The 16,803-nt window shown below is 60.0% G+C and carries 13 protein-coding genes and 1 pseudogene; 1 reads left to right on the forward strand and 13 read right to left on the reverse strand.

What is annotated here, in order from left to right; all coding sequences use genetic code 11:
* Window positions 1–2,429: 2,429 nt before the first annotated feature.
* The 13 genes and pseudogenes from AC1RQK_RS26820 to AC1RQK_RS26880 all read right to left on the reverse strand — a co-directional run bounded on the left by AC1RQK_RS26820 (window position 2,430) and on the right by AC1RQK_RS26880 (window position 15,652).
* Window positions 2,430–4,157 (reverse strand): ATP-dependent helicase, encoded by a 1,728-nt coding sequence (locus tag AC1RQK_RS26820; RefSeq protein WP_492812114.1) that lies wholly within the window; start codon window positions 4,155–4,157, stop codon window positions 2,430–2,432.
* A gap of 9 nt (window positions 4,158–4,166) precedes the next feature.
* Window positions 4,167–4,958 (reverse strand): ATPase, encoded by a 792-nt coding sequence (locus tag AC1RQK_RS26825; protein ID WP_492812116.1) that lies wholly within the window; start codon window positions 4,956–4,958, stop codon window positions 4,167–4,169.
* Window positions 4,959–5,019: 61 nt separating this feature from the next.
* Window positions 5,020–5,637, reverse strand: a complete 618-nt coding sequence (locus tag AC1RQK_RS26830; RefSeq protein WP_492812119.1) for an IncC plasmid conjugative DNA transfer DtrJ family protein — start codon at window positions 5,635–5,637, stop codon at window positions 5,020–5,022.
* Window positions 5,637–5,921, reverse strand: a complete 285-nt coding sequence (locus AC1RQK_RS26835) for a hypothetical protein (protein ID WP_492812121.1) — start codon at window positions 5,919–5,921, stop codon at window positions 5,637–5,639. The genes AC1RQK_RS26830 and AC1RQK_RS26835 overlap by 1 nt, the downstream gene beginning before the upstream one ends.
* Before the next feature lie 7 nt (window positions 5,922–5,928).
* The gene (locus AC1RQK_RS26840) at window positions 5,929–6,435 is read right to left on the reverse strand and encodes a hypothetical protein (protein ID WP_150984873.1); all 507 of its coding nucleotides are present in this window, start codon (window positions 6,433–6,435) and stop codon (window positions 5,929–5,931) included.
* Window positions 6,436–6,444: 9 nt separating this feature from the next.
* Entirely contained in the window at window positions 6,445–8,301 is a 1,857-nt protein-coding gene (traD, locus tag AC1RQK_RS26845) for a conjugative transfer system coupling protein TraD (protein ID WP_492812124.1), read from the reverse strand.
* A 2-nt stretch (window positions 8,302–8,303) separates the two neighbouring features.
* Window positions 8,304–9,566 carry a TraI domain-containing protein gene (locus AC1RQK_RS26850; protein ID WP_492812126.1) on the reverse strand — a complete coding sequence of 421 codons (1,263 nt, stop codon included), beginning with the start codon at window positions 9,564–9,566 and terminating at the stop codon, window positions 8,304–8,306.
* 14 nt (window positions 9,567–9,580) lie between these two features.
* On the reverse strand, window positions 9,581–10,669 hold the full coding sequence (locus tag AC1RQK_RS26855; protein ID WP_492812128.1) for a type IV secretion system protein: 1,089 nt from the start codon (window positions 10,667–10,669) through the stop codon (window positions 9,581–9,583).
* Window positions 10,670–10,692: 23 nt separating this feature from the next.
* On the reverse strand, window positions 10,693–11,445 hold the full coding sequence (locus AC1RQK_RS26860; RefSeq protein WP_492812130.1) for a conjugal transfer protein TrbJ: 753 nt from the start codon (window positions 11,443–11,445) through the stop codon (window positions 10,693–10,695).
* Between the two features lie 14 nt (window positions 11,446–11,459).
* Window positions 11,460–13,913: a VirB4 family type IV secretion system protein gene (locus AC1RQK_RS26865; protein ID WP_492812132.1), complete on the reverse strand. Its 2,454-nt coding sequence runs from the start codon at window positions 13,911–13,913 to the stop codon at window positions 11,460–11,462.
* Window positions 13,907–14,236 (reverse strand): VirB3 family type IV secretion system protein, encoded by a 330-nt coding sequence (locus tag AC1RQK_RS26870; protein WP_253927847.1) that lies wholly within the window; start codon window positions 14,234–14,236, stop codon window positions 13,907–13,909. Before AC1RQK_RS26870 ends, AC1RQK_RS26865 begins: the two co-directional genes overlap by 7 nt.
* Before the next feature lies 1 nt (window position 14,237).
* The gene (locus tag AC1RQK_RS26875; RefSeq protein ID WP_492812134.1) at window positions 14,238–14,582 is read right to left on the reverse strand and encodes a prepilin; all 345 of its coding nucleotides are present in this window, start codon (window positions 14,580–14,582) and stop codon (window positions 14,238–14,240) included.
* A gap of 17 nt (window positions 14,583–14,599) precedes the next feature.
* Window positions 14,600–15,652, reverse strand: a pseudogene (locus AC1RQK_RS26880) (TadA family conjugal transfer-associated ATPase).
* A 435-nt stretch (window positions 15,653–16,087) separates the two neighbouring features.
* On the opposite strand from AC1RQK_RS26880, the gene AC1RQK_RS26885 reads away from it, so the two are divergent.
* A complete protein-coding gene (locus AC1RQK_RS26885; RefSeq protein ID WP_492812136.1) occupies window positions 16,088–16,795 on the forward strand; it encodes a VirB8 family type IV secretion system protein in 708 nt (235 codons plus the stop codon).
* The last annotated feature ends 8 nt before the right edge of the window (window positions 16,796–16,803 follow it).

Here is a 16,803-nt window from a genome sequence, read left to right on the forward strand (position 1 = left end):
GTCCACGCCGCACCAAAAATCTACACCTCCGCACCAAAGCTTTATACCTTTGAAATGAACCGTGGCTTGCGAAGCCTTACCTGCCAAGCGATCCACGGTCTTCGAAGGGTCGCAAACCAATGGTTAACACCATAGGCCAATGAATTGCACTTTGAGACCAATGAATAACACCTTGAGGTACCAATAGTTAACACTTTTGCGGCCCAAAAAATGACACCTCCGAACCAATGAATCGCACCTTGTTACCAAAAAAGTACACTTTGCTTGCCATAACCTTTTGATTTACAACAAGAAAAACGCCCTCGTATACGTTAGCTGGTTTACAAACAAAGAAGCTGCTGGCTCTCCACAAAAAAGTGCGGAAAGTCAAAACCGGCCAGGTTATCCACAGCGGCTGCAGTTGAACCGCAGAGCATCCGTATGTATAGGTGTCATGTATTGGTCCGCAATCGGAGCGCTCCTGATAAAGTGCAATCGATTGGTCCGCAAGACTGCCGAACTACTGACGGTGTAGTCCATTGGTCCGCAAATCAACCCACGGAGCCAAGGTGTAATCGATTGGTCCGCGTCCTGGCGATTCATCCAAAGGTGCACTCTGTTGGTCCGCAGAATCGTTCACCCGCCAAGGTGCTATCTATTGGTGCGCAATACTCTGAGTTCAAAGAAGGTGCAGTCCATTGGTCCGCAGCACTACCCAGCCCATAAGGTGTAATTGATTGGTGCGCAGTCTGGTAGCCGATGCGCAATGGTGTCGTTTGTTGGTCCGCAGTGCCAGCGCCACGCTCAAGGTGCAATCGATTGGTCCGCTCGAGTACCCTCATACTCGCCAGCGGCGGCACGTGCCTCCGTTTTGCCGCAAAGAAGGTGTTATTCCTTGGTCCGCAATTCCCATCGAACGCGTACGGCACCTGTCCGTAACACGGTACATTGCCAATCGGACAGCACCTCGCTCCGTGGCCTGCTGCCGGGCTCTCCCGCGTATGCGGCACTTATTGTTCAACGGTGTAGCGAATTGGCCCGCAAAAAATGCCGCATCATCACCACTTCCGCGAAAGCGCAATCTATTGGTCCGCAAGGAATCGACGCGGAGAACGGCTGAGCCCACCGAAGCTTCTTTCCGGCATCCAGGATCGAAAGGTGTATCCCCTTGGTCCGCAAAGCTATCCGAATTTCCAAAACACAATGGATATGTCGATAGGAAGCGCTCACTTTTTTGAGTTGCGGGTCAAAAGCGGCCCAAAACGATGCACCTTTCTCCGGCCAACTTTAATTTGCGGCCCAATCCGTTGCACCAAGCAAGCGCAATACAAAACTGCGGCCCAACTCGTTACACCACCGGGTTGTGCAGGTGCCCTTGAGCCTAACTGCGAGCTAAGGGTATTGACGGTCACTTAGGACACTGCAGAATCAATCTCGCCGGCATGTCTGGCTGGGTGTAGCTTGAGGCCCGCCCTAAGACGTCAGGAAGCGAATGGGAGGTGCTGTACAGCTCTTCCACTTTGACCTGGCCTAGGCAACCCTGCATCGTCTTCGACGGTCAGAGATCATAGAAAGGACAATCGGACTCTGTCCGGGAGCCTTAACTTGGCACTGGAGTTGCATCCGGCGCTCGCGGCGCGGTGCCACTTACCCCTGGCCGGGTGCCATGCCTGCCCCGGCGTACCAAGTCCAGGAGGGCAACGTCTGGGCATGAGCGCGCGGTGCCTCGCTCCGCTTCCTGGCGTGATCTACGACTTCTGTCCAAATCGCGCGCCGCAAGAGCCGATTGCCTTCATGGGAATAGGCAGCGAATACGGCGACGTGAGACACCGGAAGGACGCTGTGCGGCGGAGTGCATACGCCACCAATCACAGTGTGCTGCATGCCACCAGAGCCCGTGGTCGCGGGATACTTGCTCATGACGGACACAAGTTCGACGAATCGTCACGGAATCTGCCGCGTCGTGTTGCGCAGATCACTCGCCTGGAACGAGCGTTGGTCGGGAGACCCAGGGACGCGTAACCACTGTACAGACGGCCTGCATGGCCGAGACAGGAGCGCTCGCTCGTCTCCACGGGACGTGTCACGGCCAAGGGCACTAACCGCCACCCAATGCGCAGGCGGCCCCATCCAAATCGGCCCGTCGCGTAACGACATATAGACAGACGGCGCCGTCCGATATGATTTGGTTGGAGGCGATAGCGACCGGCTCGCTGAGCCAGTTGGTCATTTGGGCGAGCTTGCTGCTGGATGTTTGCTTAATGACGTCCAGTGGCGCACCGCCGCAACTCAGGGTGGAGTGGCTTTGGCTCCGGGCCACTGGCTGTCGTGGCGTGCCAAGTGTTCCTTAGACTGGTTTCTCAGCCGGCGGCTAGTGCCTGTCCTTAGGGCATTCACGAAGTCAGCCATCCCGACGGTACGCGGTTGCTCTACTAGGAGCTGTCAGACAACTAGGTTTGGAGCAACCCAGCTTCAAAGACGAAGCGTGAGGTGGGGTTCTTCTTTGCCGTGCTGATGAAGAGCGAGTCGCGTGCCCTTGTCATACCAACATAAAAGAGCCTTCTCTCTTCAGCTTCGGAAGTCCCTTTCTCGTCAGGTAGCACGGTCTCCTCAACCCGAATTAGAACCACTGCGTCCCATTCCAAGCCCTTCGCAGAGTGAAGGGTGGTAAGGACAATGGCATCGTTACAAGGCTCATTGTTCTTCCGCCGTAGGAACTCTAGTCGGTCCGAGAATGGACCGTTCAACCTAGAAAGTACGTCGTACGTTGTTCGGATAGCGCGTTTTGCCGCGTCGGCCTTCGCGTGGCGCAACATCCAATCGCTGACGCCCTCGAGGACCAGCGAGAAAAACTGCCGCTCGCACAAGGCTCGCCACTCGGAGAGCCGCTTCGAGAAATCTCTAAACGTATCGACCGAGCTATCGCTGAGGGCAAGTCCAGCGAGCTCTTTTACCTGGCGGAACTGTAGGCCCGGACCGATCTTCTCGTGGAGAGAACGAAGCTCGTGCACGCTGAGGCCGGCGAAGCCCAAGAGCGTGTCCATGCCACCGGATCGAACCCGCTGCACAAGTTCCAAAAGGCTTCCCATTAGGGCCGCCTCCGGACGATTGAGAATCGAGGTTCCGGATGCGCGGTAGTACTTGAGTCCGTGGGATCTGCATACTGCTTCGACCGGGTCCAGAATCCGGTTGGTTCGAGCCAGAATCGCCCCACTCCTACCGTCGCTGAGAAAGGGCGACAGCGCTTCTACAGCTGCTACCGCCTCGTCATATTCATCGCCGAACCGGCTAAACCCGATAGTCCCTCCCGGTCCCCGTTCTGCCGCAAGCGTCTTGGGAATCCGATCGCGATTGTTGACGATCACTCGATCCGCAGCGGCTAGGATCTCCGCGCGACACCGATAATTGCTTCCGAGTATTACCGGTTGAGCGTCGAATTGTCTGATGAAGGACTCCATGCCGCGGAAGCCGAGCGCCGAGCGAAAGCCATAGATACTCTGGTCATCGTCCCCGACAAGCGTGATCGTGGCACCGTGTAGGGCATGCTCGCACACCCATTGATACTGAAGTGGGTCAGTATCCTGAAACTCGTCCACGAGAAGATGATGAAAAGGATAGGGCTTGAGTGACCCGGATTGCATCCCACTTACGCTATGACGCAGCATGTCATGGAAGTCGAGCGCCCCATTTCGTTCAAGGGAGTCTTGATAGGCAGCCAGAAGCCGTCCTTCAGGGGTTTCTGTCGGCACGATGGCTAGGGCAGTCTTGAGGTTCTCAATGACTCTTATGGCATCGTCAAGCTTCCAATCGAGCTCCGCCGCTTGCAAGGCCTGATCGACTAATGCGAGACGCTCGCCATCCATCAGGATCGTTTGGCCCTTCGATCCTTTCACGCGGATTTGCTTATAGGCCAAGGAGTGGAACGTCCCCGCAATGAGCCGCCTCTTAGCAGTTTCCCCTGCAAGCGCGAGAATGCGCTCGCGCAGTTCCACCGCCGCATCCTTGCTGAAGGTGACGGCCCCCACAACGACCTCAGGATCCGACAGCAAGTGCGCTGCCTTCGTGGCCATAGTGGAGGTCTTACCCGCACCAGGGCATGCGACCGCAACGCAGTGGCTACGCAGCAGCACGACCTCCCGTTGGGCGGCGTTGAGTTTATCGAGAGACGGGGCGGGCATCGACGAGCTCTAGATCCCGCGGATCGTCGTCATCAACTTCAAGTGCGTAGTGTAGCTACGCAACGCCAGCGGCTGGAACTTGCGCAGGAAGCTGTTCACCTGGTCATTGACGTCGGACTGATCACGGATGCCGTTCCACACCATAAAATCAAACTCGTCCATCGTCTTGTCGAAATTGACCAGAACCTGCAGCCCGCGCAGCGAGAAGCGTGAGTACGCTTGGATCTCCATCTCCAGCGATGGCCGGGTAACCGTGGGCCTGAAGATGATGTCGTTCTTTGCCTTCATTTCCGCCTCCCGCATCTCGCAGTAGGCCTTCGCCACGCGCAACTGCTCGTCGACGTAGTCCTCAAGTTTGGCCAGCTCACGTTCGAGGAAGTCGTTGACGGTAGCCAGCTCGCTTCGGCTGAACGTCTCGGCACCGAAGCGCTGCAGGTTCAGGCTCATCCGGTTCAGGTAGGGCCACGACTGGAGGAACAGCGGGCGGAGCCGCGTGTGGTTCAGCTTCAGGCCGACTGCCACCACCGCGGCACCGGCTAGCTCGCGGAACAGCTTGCGAGTCTTCTCCACTTCGGCCTTCTTCTTCTCGGCGTCAGCGGCGGTGATCACACCGTCCTTGCGTAGGGAGTCCGCCGCATCGACCATCTCTTGAAGCTCATGCTCGACCGAACCCGGCTCAAGCGGGCCCGCATCAGTAAACCCCGAAGTTCCGGCTGTGGAGGGATGGTCGCCGGAGAGGGCGACCTCGGCCGGTAGGGTCATTGCATCGTCGATCATGTCGATATGTTCTGCGGTGCTCATGTAGGTTCTCCGTTGGTGCGGTATAGGGTCCGCGAATTGAATGCAAAAAATGCGAAGCAAGCTAGCGATTGACGTGGAATGAGGCTGCAAGACGCCAGCCAAGCACCCCGACCAGAAGTGCCGCAGCCGACCAGCAGTAAGCAAGCAGCGGCACGGGAACCAGAAGCGCCGACGCCCCGATGCCGAACGTAACCAGCAAGCCGTGCGCGGCGAGGTGAAAGGAGAGTGGACTCGCAAATCCGGCGGCAGAAGCTTTGATGCGCCTGGCAACGGCGCCATCGTTGAGCATCGCGATCAGAAAGACGATGGCGCCGAATGCCCAGGTGTGTGCGACGGCTGCCCGATACAGCGCGCGATAGATGGTCATCCAGAAATTGCGCACCCACCGTCTCCCGAGGTCTGACGCCCCAGCGTCCGAGAGGGCGGAGCTGGATGCTGAACCGGATAGCGAGGAGCGCAACAGCCCAGAGTCAACGAACCACGCACGAAACCGCTCATTCGCGGCACCTGTGGCGCCAGAGGCGCGCATTTCGCCCAGGACTGCCTCGACAGAGGTTTGCTCGTCGGCGCCAATCTCGAAGCGCTCGCTCTCCGGCAGCATGGGTGCGAGCACGCAGAGCATCAGCGGTGCGGCGAGCAACCAGACGCGGATATGCCCGGCAAATCGGCTTCCTGCCATCACAGCACCCACTGACGAAGAAGGAGAATGGGCAGAACGGCCAACGAACCAACGGCACCCCAAAAATGCCTGGGCTTCACGAGCGAAAGGCGTATGAGCGAAAAGCAGAATGCTGCGCGGCCGTAGCGGAACTCTTCCGGAATGGCGCCACGCTTCTCGGCCGCCATGTCCTGACGAATCCACGCTTGCATGCCTGCAGCGTCGTCCCACGCCACGCCGGACAAGCGGCCTGCGAGCTTGACCGGGAACATCCGGACGCTCTCCACGGCGTAGCGGATGGACACACCCATCTCACTGAGCATAGAACTTTGCGACATCGTATTCCTCGAAGTAGCGGCGGAAGGTGTGACCAGTCAGCACGCGGGCGGCGAGCTGAAAGGCAGCGCTGCGCTGCGTCACGACGCCCGGGCAGGGTTCGTCGACAACGCGGCATACATAGCCTGGTTCCTGCCTTGCCTCGAACACAGGGATCGGTTCGTTGTACGGATACCAGACGTTGTACTTCTCACCTTTGAAGGCGGCGTATCGCTTCTCGTAGAGCTCGTGCGAGCGCGAAAACAGTCCTTGCATGAAGGCGATGTTCGCGTCGCCGGCCTTACGCGCGGCCCGGTACGACTGGATGGCATCGACCAGCATTTCCTTGACCAACGGCTCTTCCCGGATGCAGAAGTTGAGGCCGATGTAGTCGACAACACGGCTGCACGCGTCGATCAGTTCGGGGGACACCGTGAACGCCGGCGAGAGCTTCGGCGACAGCTTGTATTGCTTGACCACTGCGCGGAACAGACTTGATTGCATGTCGGCGTACTATCCTTCGATGATGGGAATCCGGCCTTGGTAGACGGATCCACCAGAGATGCGCAGAAAATATTGCAGGTTGGGCAGCATAGTGATCAGCTGAGTCGGGATAAGCGGCGCCTTTTCCAGTTGCGTCGACCGCGAAACCGACCCGTTGAACTCGCCGATATGTGCCTCGGATCCAGTGCTCGTGCTGCTGGTGGTGGTGATGTTCTGAATCGCCGTTTCCCCAACTTTGTCCGAGAACCACTGGGCCGTGTCCGTGTCTTCCAATCGTAAGATGATCTGGTTGTTGAGATTCCCCAAAACCTGCATCATTTTTGCTGCGTCTCCCAGTTTCGCCTCCAAATCGGAGCGGCTTTGGAAGGCGACCAGGGCATTGAAGCCCGCGCCGCGGCCCTTGTTGAGGATCTGGATCACCTGCTCATTGATCGCTTCTGCCACCTCATCGATGACCAGCACAACCTTAGGCGGCTTCGCGTAGAAGTTGTAGATGGCCCCAGCCACCGACGCGACGTCGGACAGGATCATCGAGGCGATGGCCTTCGCGACGATGCTGCTGGAGAGGGAGTCCAGGCCGACGAACAGCACGGCCTTTTGCTTGATCACCTTGTCGATGTCCCAAATCTCGCGGTCATCGGTGAAATCGTCCGCCTTGGGGGCGAGCATGAGCCCCGTCTCCCCAGTGGCAAGCATCTGCAAGAGCGGAAGGACTGAGGCGATGATCCGCATGTAATGGTCGCGGTCATGGACAAAGGTGCCGACCAGGCCGTCGATGGATTCGTGGCCGCGGCCGACGTTGAAGTACCGCTCGGTGTACAAACGAACCATGGCCTCGATCAGCGTCCCGCCAGGCCGCTGCCCGACCTGCTGCATGTACGATCCCGCCTCGTCCTCCCAGGCGGTGAAGCCCATTTCCGCGAAGAAGCGCCGCAGAGCGCGGTCCAGCAGGTTGTTGATGCCGCTCTGCGCGTAATTCAGGATGGAACGCAGGTTCGGCTTGTCACCGACGTAAAGCTCGCCCTTGACGGCACGGTCAATGAAGAGGAATGCGAAGTCCCGGAACGGACCCTCTTCTAGCAGTTGCGCAATTCGGCTGGCGATTTCCGACGGCTGCGACCAGTTTTCTAGCGGGTTGAGGCGGATCGACTCGGATGGCGCCGCCTGCTTCCAATACAGGAACTTTCGGCCGGCGCGGGCGCATTCGCGTTCGACGCGCTCCTTCCATTCGCGGTCATTTTTAGGGTCCACAATAATTAAAATGTCGTCCGGATCGTGAACGACCTGGGTGCAAATGACCTCATAGGTGCGGGTTTTGCCGCTGCCGGTCGTTCCTGCCACAGCCGTGTGGCCCGGCAGCGCCTTGTAATGGAGCGGGACGTGTACCTTCTTCGGCTCCATCCCGTGGATCCAGGACTTTCCCTGCGGAGACCGGTCCCGTAATGCATTCGCCGGGGCAAATTGCCTCTCGACGACGGCGGCCACCTCTTTGGGAAGCCACTTCGGCAAGCCGGGAATGTCGTTGGTGGGCATCCGCAGTATGTCGTGAGCGATCTGGCAATGACGCTGTGTCCATTCGAACCCGGTGCCAAGGTACATGGCGTCTTCATCGCGCCGCATCTGTGCCGTGGTGTGCAGGAGGGCCTCGATGCGGATCTTGGTCAGCCACTTCGTGGAGATGGCCATGCGGAACTTCAGGGCCTTCCAGACTTGCGCCGCCCGCAGTGAGAAAGCGGCCAGGCAGAGCAGGGCGAAGTATCCCCAGTGCGGCATCCCGGACAATGGCAGCAGGACCAACGCACCGAGCCACCCGGTCGCGGCTCGCATCTCGAAGATCGGTCGAAAGTGGTTCACATAGTGTCGCATGCTCAAGGTTCCTGAACCGGAGGGCGCGATGCGAGAACGGCACTGATCTTCTCGGTCAGCACGAGATCGGTGCCCTGGACTCGCGCCAGAAAGGAAAGCTTCTTTAGGCTGTCGATCAGCGTGTCGCTAGACAGCCCATAGTTGCCCAGCGCCCGCTTTGGCAAGACAAGCCGGTTGCCCGCCCACGTCACCGGAACCTTCCCCGCTGTCATGTCCTGCGCCAACGCGAGGAAGAACTCGCGCATCAGGTTGGATGCATTCCCGAGGACGTCTGCGAGCCCTTCGGGCGCGGCCAATTCATCCGAGCCGCGACGGAGGCTGCGCCCACTATCCAGCTGCATTGGCTGAGCACTACGTGGTACTTCTTGGGGGCTGGGGCGATCCTGCTGAGGTGTCGCGTCGCGGGTTTCAGGTGCCGGAGTCCCCTTGGCGCCAGCGGCAGCAAAGAGGCTGATGACGGAGGCTGCGGCGCTTTCGGTCGGAGGCACCACGGCATGGGGCGGGGTATCAGCCGGGGCAGCCTTGACGGACTCTTGGGGCAGAGATCCCACAGCGAGCAAGTCCGCCGGCGGTGCCGGCGTCCCCACCGGGGCAAAGTCCGCGCGACGCGCCTTGAGCTCAAAGCTCGTGGTGGCGTCGACGGCAAGTCGGACGACCTTGTGCAGCAGCGATTCGAGCGTGACCGGGCGGGGTTCGGGGTTGATGGCGGCGAACAGTTCCGACAGCACTTCGCTGTCCAGGCTGGCCAGGATGTCCTGGCCGAGAATCTCGCGGGCGAGAAGGGCAGTCCGCATCCGTTCGACGGGCAGCGCCGCCGCACGGCGTGTCACACGGTAGCTGCCATCGCCCAGCCATGGACCAAAGGCGCCGTGCAGTGCCGGCAGCCATTCGGCGCCGTCAACTGCGCGGTGAAATTGGAAATGCCTGCATGGCTCGTCCAGTCTGGAGCAGCACGCTGCGAGGAAGAGGGCGTACAGGTATTGCGGCTCAAGGCGCCGACGTTGCTCCGAGGGCTTATCCGCACCGAACTTCTGGCCACCCGACAGGCGCATGGCGAAGTAGGCCACCTCGACGGTGGCACGGAACGCGCCGCCCGGCTCCGCGTGCTCTTCAGGGCGTAGCGGCATCGAGGAGAACCAGACGGCGCACCGTTCCAGGATCGCGGTCCACTTCTTCGCGAATACTGCCGGCTCGGCCTCGTTGGCGTACTGGCGGATCAGGTCGGTGCGCGACTGGTGCGCGGCCAGAAGCTCGCCGATGGTCATTGGGGTATGCATGTTCACTTCACCATCTTCCCGCCGAGCTTCCAGGCACCGCGGCCTGCGGCACGCAGCGCACCGCCGCCCGAGACGCCCCCGCCTGTGCCGAACAGCTTGCCGGCGATAGCGGGGATCTCCAGAGAAATCAGTATCAGCATGATGGAGATAGCCAATGCGTACACGCCCGCCGCCATGGTGTCGGTGCCTACATCATTGACACTGCCTAGCGTGGAGTCCAACGTGGTTGTCACGAGACGGGAAATGATCGCCGCGACAACGATGTACAGCGAGCCGCTGAACATGTAGTCGAGCCATGCCGTGAAGTAGCGACGCGTAAAAGACGAGAAGGCAAGCGCTACCGCGATCGGGCCGACCACCACGCCTACCGCGACCTGCAACTCTCCAAGCATCGTGAAGAAGTAGAAGATGATCGCTGCAAACGCGCAGGCCAGAAAGGCAAGGAACAGAAGGATCGCAGCAACCATGGACTTCAAAATGTTCTCTAGGCTGAACCCGCTCGTGGCGATCCTGACGTACGAATCCCAGAGCTTGCCGGCCGTTGTGATGATGCTTGCGCCCGGGGTGACCTCTGCACCATTGATCCGCGTGGCTAAGGCATTGAACCACTCGAAAATCCCCGGCCCGAACTGGTCATAGCCGACATAGATCGCAGCAAAGATCCCAATGAGGGTCAATTCCTCCAACAGATCCGTCCAGGCGGCGGTGGCGTCCCCGGTCCCCGCGAAGCGGAAGCCGGCCAAGACAAGCGTGATGACGCCCAAGCCGAAGGCCAGTTTGTCTGCTTCGGACCGGACCGTATCGCTAAGCCTGAGTGCGCCCGCCGAAAGCCCGCTTCGAAGACCCTGGATCTTCGCCGCAGCCTTTCCGAGCCCTTCCCCAACCGTTCCCGGCGGGGAGGTATAGACCGACGTGCCGTTACCGGGTTGCGTGCGGCCCGTTGTCCCGCTACCGGTCGACCCGGCGCCGGCTGGCGTCCCGATTCCGGGAAGATCCACGGTTTCGCTTTGCGCGAATACGGCACCAGCCCACAAGCTGAGAAGGACCGCCGCGAAGGTGGCGACCAGCAGACGCGCGAAGCGAGACGGCATGACAGGGGCTCGAAAGGTACGCATCAGTTCTTGAACACCGTCTGGCGCAGTTTGTTGAGTTGCGCTTCCTGATCGCGCTGGATCTGCTGCGTCACGTTCGTGGCCTCGGTGTCGGCGGCGAGTGCCCTCTGGTCCTTCGTAGCATCCGACTGTGCCTTGGCACTCATGAGCTGCAGCACGTCGCTGTTCTGGCTGGCCAGCACGTCGAGCATGTGATTCGTCGCTTCGGCGGTCGCTTGGGCGGTAGGGGAGAGTGTCATGTCTTCCTGGATCTTCGCCCTCCGCTTAGCGAGAGACTGATTGCTTCGCGCAATGTCGCTAGCCAGCGAGAAGAGCTGCTTAGCTGCCTTGTCGCCTTTACCCATCAGCGTACGTTGGTCCTGGAACCATTGGTCGGGCGTCTTTCCCGACTGAACCACAAGACTCTGGACGCGCGATAGGAAGTCGGCGTTCTCGGAGACGCCACCGTAGAGGGACTGCAGTGCCTGGCCGTACTGCTCATGCTTGGTGATGTCGTCCTTGATGGCATTGGCTTGTGCCATCATGGCGGCGGGGTCGAGTCCTGTGGCCTGCAGCAGCTGATTCAGCATCATCTTGTACTGGTAGGCGATGTTGGTGTTCTCATACACCTCGGTCTTCAGGGCCTGAGCGGCCGTCAGTGTGTTCTTTAGGAAGTTGGCAGCGTCGAACACGGGCCAGCCGCTTGCGAATGCCGGCGTAGAGGCGGATCCAATCGCCAGCGCCAGGAGGCCTGCAGCAGTCATGCGTTTGATCATGATGAGAATCTCCTTTATTTGCCGGTGCGGGCGAGGATCTCGCGCACATAGCGTTGTTGCCAGCCTGGTTCGCCCGGTGCCATGTGCCGGTCCAGCACAGCTTGGGCATATCCGTCCGAGCGCAGCATGGCGATCATCTCGTCGGAAAAATTGGTTTGCAGCATGCGGGTCTGCGATCGCGTCACCAACAGGTAGTCGCGGTTCGGAACGGCATCATTGATCATCTTGACTTGATCGAGGGTCAGGCCGAAGGTCTCGCAATACAGATCGGTGTCTGTGAGCGCCTGGTTGTTTGGCAGGTAGATCAGCGAGCCGACGTTGTCCTTGAGAATCTCGAAGTCGGCAACACGGACGATCTGCCGCAGCGACTGGGTCGCCATGCGGATTGCACCGTTGAGCTTGCGGATCGTTGTGACCCAGTTCTCCAGTCGGCTATAGACATTCTTGTTCTTGAAGAAGAAGCCGGCCTCCTCGACCTCGATGACAACGTGCGCGATGCCGTCCATCGTCTGCTTGATGCGATAGAAGGCATAGTCCACGAACAGCACCGCGGCCGCAGGGAACTTCTCCATCAGGGACCCCATCTCGATGGCGAGGTCGTCGCTCACATCGAAAGCGTCTTCCACGTTGTCGAAGAAGTGTCCATATTGGCCGCCGGTGGTCCACATCTGCAGGCGCTCGCGCAGGTCTGAGTGCAGCAAGGTGCGGAGGTGGGTCAGCGTCCATTTCTCGCGCGGATAGCGAGACAGGATCTGCACAGCCTCGAAGATGTCGGTGCGCTGCTGGGGGGAGAGCCGAAACTCGTCGTCTTCCATCGCCAGACCGAGCCATTCGACCAGGTACGAGAAATTGGCGGGATCTGCCACCAGCACAAGCGGATTGACCTTCGTCGCGGCCTGGGTCTCGCCAGTGATATCAATGAACTTGCCCCCACCCAGCAACGTGGTGATGCGGGTAGAGCGGTCCTTGTCAAAGCGGATGCGACGCGCCTTTTGCCTACCAGCCTGCGACATCAGGAAGTTCAGCATCACCGATTTGCCAGCGCCGATGGGGCCCAGCATGAGCAGGTGGCCGTTGCCGCCTGGTTGATGCAGGTCCAGGTTCTGCGCGGTCCGGTACCGTGTAGGTAGGCAGGTTAGCGACGGGATCTCGATGCCGGCCTTGTCGGTGAGCCAACCGTTCAAGCTAGGACCATTGTGGACGGCTCGGACCGGCGCGATGTCGGAGAGGGCGGGCGTCTCGACGAACTGCAGCCGGCGCTGCTTGTCCCAGCGGCCGGGCAGGGTGCTGTTCCAGGCAGGCATCAGATTTGCCTTCTCCCGGATCGACCCGAATCCCGCGTTCGTCAGCGCGCCCACCACTTCGCTGACGGAGCCTTCAAGCTCATTCTCCGTGTCGCCGTAGACGATGATGGAGATGTTGGCGAATCCATGCTGCTGGCCTTCCGCGGTCAGACGCTTCAGTGCCGCCCCGGCCTCCTTGGCGAGCTGCTCACGTCCCTCGTCGTTCTCCGGCTCTTCCTTCGATGCATACTGCTTGATGATCGACCAGACGTTGAAGGCAGCGACCTTGTAGAATCGACGCACGGCCTCGATGTGCTTCGTCGCCTTGGCGGTGTCGAGGAACCGGAACATCAGGCAGATATCGAGTTCGGCATCGATCTGGGTCAGCACATCAAGGGCCGCCTCCTGAAAGCCGAGCCACTCCTTGACAGCGACGATGGCGCCATAGCGCTTGCCATGCGCGGACTCGAAGATCAGCCGCTCAGCACCGGCCGTGACTTCTGACTCGGTCAGGTGCGTGTCGAGCAACGTTATCGGATAGCGGATGCGACGCTGAGGCACAGTCGGGTTGGCGGTCTGATGGAGTTCGGCCAGCGCGTCCTGCAGAACCAGCCGTTTCAGCCCCAGTCGGACGGCGCCGCCCTTGAAGGCATCCAGCATCGATTCGAAGCGCTTTGCGTCCGCGCTCATCCTCTCGACGTCGAAGGCGAATGCGTTGCGAGCCAGCAGAATGTCCTTCGTCGTCTCTACCGCTGCTGGCACAAACGCCCGACCTCCAACGGTCATGTGGTAGCTCATCTTGTCGAACACTTTATCCATCCCGTTTTCCGGCGTGTAGGCCAGATGCAGGCTATGGGCGTTCGTGAAGTACTTCCCGGTCGTCATGTGCTGCCGGTTCAGCTCGTCAATGCGCGCATCGGACGGAGACGCAAACTCACCGCCCACGTATCGCTTAGTGCGACGGTGGCGCAACCGCCACCACGCAGTCACCCGGCTGTCGAAAGAGCGACAGGCCTGGTCAAGCTGATCTCTTGCCGAACTGATATCGCTGGCGTTTGGCGCATCCGCGTCAATACCCATGAACTCATAGCTTGCCAGCAGGGACCCGTCCTTGTTCAGGACAAGCTCGGGCGTAAAAGGGGTGAGCCAGGGAGCGATTTCCTGGAGGGGGCGGCGCTTTAGCATGGGAGGTCGCTATCGAAACCGTAGGGACGGCGGAACCGGGCGTGCATGCGACCATGCCACGGCATTGAATCGTACACGTCGCCGTAGTGATTGAAGACGTTCAGCACCTGGTTCCACCATGGATCCCGCGTGGTGATCCAGCGCAGCAGGCCGTGAACCACGATGCCGAAGACCAATGCCGCAACGGGCAACTGCCAACCGGCCCTATAGGTGACGTAGATCAGCAATGCTGTGATCGTGCCATTGGCAATGGCAAGGCCTCGGACCGCGCCACCGATCATGCGCGGAAGAGAAAGCGAGCGGCTGACGTGGTGGCTGCGCATGTCAGAATCCGGAGCACGCGGCGCCGATGCCGTAGTTTTTGAGGATCGGGACAGCTGCCGCCGCGATGCCAATACCAACGCCTGCGAACGAGACGAACTTCATGATGGTCGACTCGGCGTTGGCGATGCCAATCGCGGCCAGCACAATGATGATCAGGCCGGCCACGAACAGGAACGTGGTGTTGAAGAAGCTTGCAATCCCGCAAATGGTGTTGGTGAGACCGGACAGAAAGCTAGCGTCAGCGGCAGCTGCGGGAGTAGCGACGGCCATGAGCAGCAACAACGCGACACCGGGCGGTGTGGCCAACTGCTTCTGTGCTGCCTTTAGGGAGTTGCGAAGGGACATAGGTAAATAGCTCCTGGTTAAAAGACCCGTTTGAGTACGTAGTTGTTGTCGTCGAACCCCTGAATTTCCAAGACTTCGGAAAGGTGACGCAGCTCGCCGGTGCGGCGCATGTGGACCACATAGTGGAAGCACTCGGCGATGAGCTTGCGCATATCGTTGAGTTCCCAGCGAGACCCTGGCGGGATGCCGAGCATGGCCATGCCTTCCAGGCGCGAGAGCGCAGAGCGGGCGGTGCTCGCGTGCAGGGACCCCATGCCACCATCGTGGCCGGTGTTCAGCGCCTGAATGAAGTCGAACGCTTCGCCGCCGCGGACCTCACCAACGAGGATGCGGTCTGGCCGGAACCGGAGGCTTAGCGCGACCAGCATTTGGGTTGTGACTTACTTGTCGGTATTGCTGAGTAGCCGCACCGAGTTTGGAACGCTCAACTTGAGCTCTTGCGTGTCCTCAATGGTGATCACGCGTTCGGTGTCGGGAATCTCGCCGACCAGGGCGTTAAGCAGTGTGGTCTTGCCTGAGGAGGTGCCGCCAGCGACGAGGATGCTCTTGCGCTGGCGAACCAGGCCTGCGAGCGCGTGCATGACTTCGTCGTCCACCGCACCGGGCGGGAAGATCGGGGCTTCGGCTTCGCGGCTTTTTGCGACGGCCGCTGAGAAGGCGCCCATCCTGACGTAGTCGGCAAGGGTCAGATTGGTGTCGCGATGGCGTCGGATGCTCAGCGCGTGGCCGTCGATCGCGGTGGGTCGCATCACGGCTGCAATGCGCAAGCCTTGATGACCGGCGTTGATGATGCCTTGGTGCGTTCCTCTGACAGCCGACTTCTGTACGGACGAGGCGAGCGATCTGACGGCGCCTTCGACCATGGCGGGATCGAGCTTGATGTCGAGCTTGAGCAGCTGGCCCCTGCGCTCGATCCAGATGCTGTCGTGGCGGTTGATCATGACCTCCGCCACCTCGGAGGACTCCATGTACGGACGGACGGGCGACAGCGACTCGAAGAACATGCCGACGGCACTGTCTTCCAGTTGGCTCAGCTGTAGTGCGGGGTGGTCGAAGGCATGGGTAGACATGCCCGCTATTGTTGATTCGCTGCCGGATGACGTGAGCGTCGAAAGCTCTACGATTTTCGCGAGTTTTCTCAGAATATCGGAGAGGAGGGCTGTGCTGCGCCCGGCGCCGTGGCTGGCTGCAGCTCAGGTCACGACCTTATGCGCACCCCTTCGGGCCGCCTAACGGACTTGCTTAGCCCGGACTCCCGGTTGCGTTTCGGGATGAACGTTAATCATGATTCACAGTATTCCCCGGAAAACTCACACAAACACGTCGCCTTTCTGGTCTTGCATGATTGCCTCTGTTGGTCATATCCGGACCGGCGAACACGACGGATCGTGCGACGCAGAGACGACAATGGAATTACCCAGAAAGCTGTTGAATATCACATAGCTTTTGACGGCCGGTGGGGTAGCAATTGCTGGTTCAATTAGCAGCATCCAATAGGACGCCTCATGCGACTGCTCTCCCGAAAGACCGATTCCAAAACCGCACTGTCCCCGGCCCCCGGTATGTATGCCGGAGAGAGCGGCGAACAGGTGATCTTCGACCGTACGACCCGACTCTCAGTCGAGCGCAATCACTGGAAGCTTGCCACGTTGGGACTGGTCGCGGTCGCGCTGGCCGCGATCCTCACACGCCAGCCGCCTGAGCCGCAGGTGCGCGCGTTCGGTGTCTCGGCGGACGCCGGTGGCAAGCCCGTCGTGCGTGAGTTGGAGGCGTACCAGCCCAGCAACGTTGCGATCCAGGCCGCGTTCAAGGACCTGGTGGTGCGCTGGTTCACTATCGAGCCGATTCTGACGGAGAAGATCGAGGACTCGCGGATGTCGAAGAGTCTGCGGTCCGTCAAGGAGCAGATGATCGGTGCGGCGCGAGGCCAGTTCGATGACTGGGTCGTCGACGATGAACCCGTCAAGGCGGTGAGTGCATCGCCTGGTCTGACGCGTGAGCCGAAGGTGACGAATGTCTCGGTGCTGCCGGATAGCACGGTGGTGGTCGACTTTGTTACGACCACGGTGGAAGAGGGACGCAAGCCTAAGCCCACTCGTTATGCACTGACCGTGCGCTACCAGATCAAGCCGCCCACGGGCGAGGCCATTCTGGGCCCTAACCCTTTTGGCGTACACCCGGTCTTCTTTACCCTTCAGAAGTCCGGCGCCTGAACATCATG

The sequence above is a fragment of the Cupriavidus sp. GW822-FHT02D05 genome, assembly GCF_058802485.1.

What these genes read in the sequence shown, in the direction of transcription:
- traD (WP_492812124.1), bottom strand. Translation starts at nt 8,301, where the DNA reads ATGCGACACTATGTGAACCACTTTCGACCGATCTTCGAGATGCGAGCC.
- AC1RQK_RS26885 (WP_492812136.1), top strand. Translation starts at nt 16,088, where the DNA reads ATGCGACTGCTCTCCCGAAAGACCGATTCCAAAACCGCACTGTCCCCG.
- AC1RQK_RS26860 (WP_492812130.1), bottom strand. Translation starts at nt 11,445, where the DNA reads ATGATCAAACGCATGACTGCTGCAGGCCTCCTGGCGCTGGCGATTGGA.
- AC1RQK_RS26870 (WP_253927847.1), bottom strand. Translation starts at nt 14,236, where the DNA reads ATGCGCAGCCACCACGTCAGCCGCTCGCTTTCTCTTCCGCGCATGATC.
- AC1RQK_RS26850 (WP_492812126.1), bottom strand. Translation starts at nt 9,566, where the DNA reads ATGACCATCGGCGAGCTTCTGGCCGCGCACCAGTCGCGCACCGACCTG.
- AC1RQK_RS26820 (WP_492812114.1), bottom strand. Translation starts at nt 4,157, where the DNA reads ATGCCCGCCCCGTCTCTCGATAAACTCAACGCCGCCCAACGGGAGGTC.
- AC1RQK_RS26840 (WP_150984873.1), bottom strand. Translation starts at nt 6,435, where the DNA reads ATGCAATCAAGTCTGTTCCGCGCAGTGGTCAAGCAATACAAGCTGTCG.
- AC1RQK_RS26855 (WP_492812128.1), bottom strand. Translation starts at nt 10,669, where the DNA reads ATGCCGTCTCGCTTCGCGCGTCTGCTGGTCGCCACCTTCGCGGCGGTC.
- AC1RQK_RS26875 (WP_492812134.1), bottom strand. Translation starts at nt 14,582, where the DNA reads ATGTCCCTTCGCAACTCCCTAAAGGCAGCACAGAAGCAGTTGGCCACA.
- AC1RQK_RS26830 (WP_492812119.1), bottom strand. Translation starts at nt 5,637, where the DNA reads ATGGCAGGAAGCCGATTTGCCGGGCATATCCGCGTCTGGTTGCTCGCC.
- AC1RQK_RS26825 (WP_492812116.1), bottom strand. Translation starts at nt 4,958, where the DNA reads ATGAGCACCGCAGAACATATCGACATGATCGACGATGCAATGACCCTA.
- AC1RQK_RS26865 (WP_492812132.1), bottom strand. Translation starts at nt 13,913, where the DNA reads ATGCTAAAGCGCCGCCCCCTCCAGGAAATCGCTCCCTGGCTCACCCCT.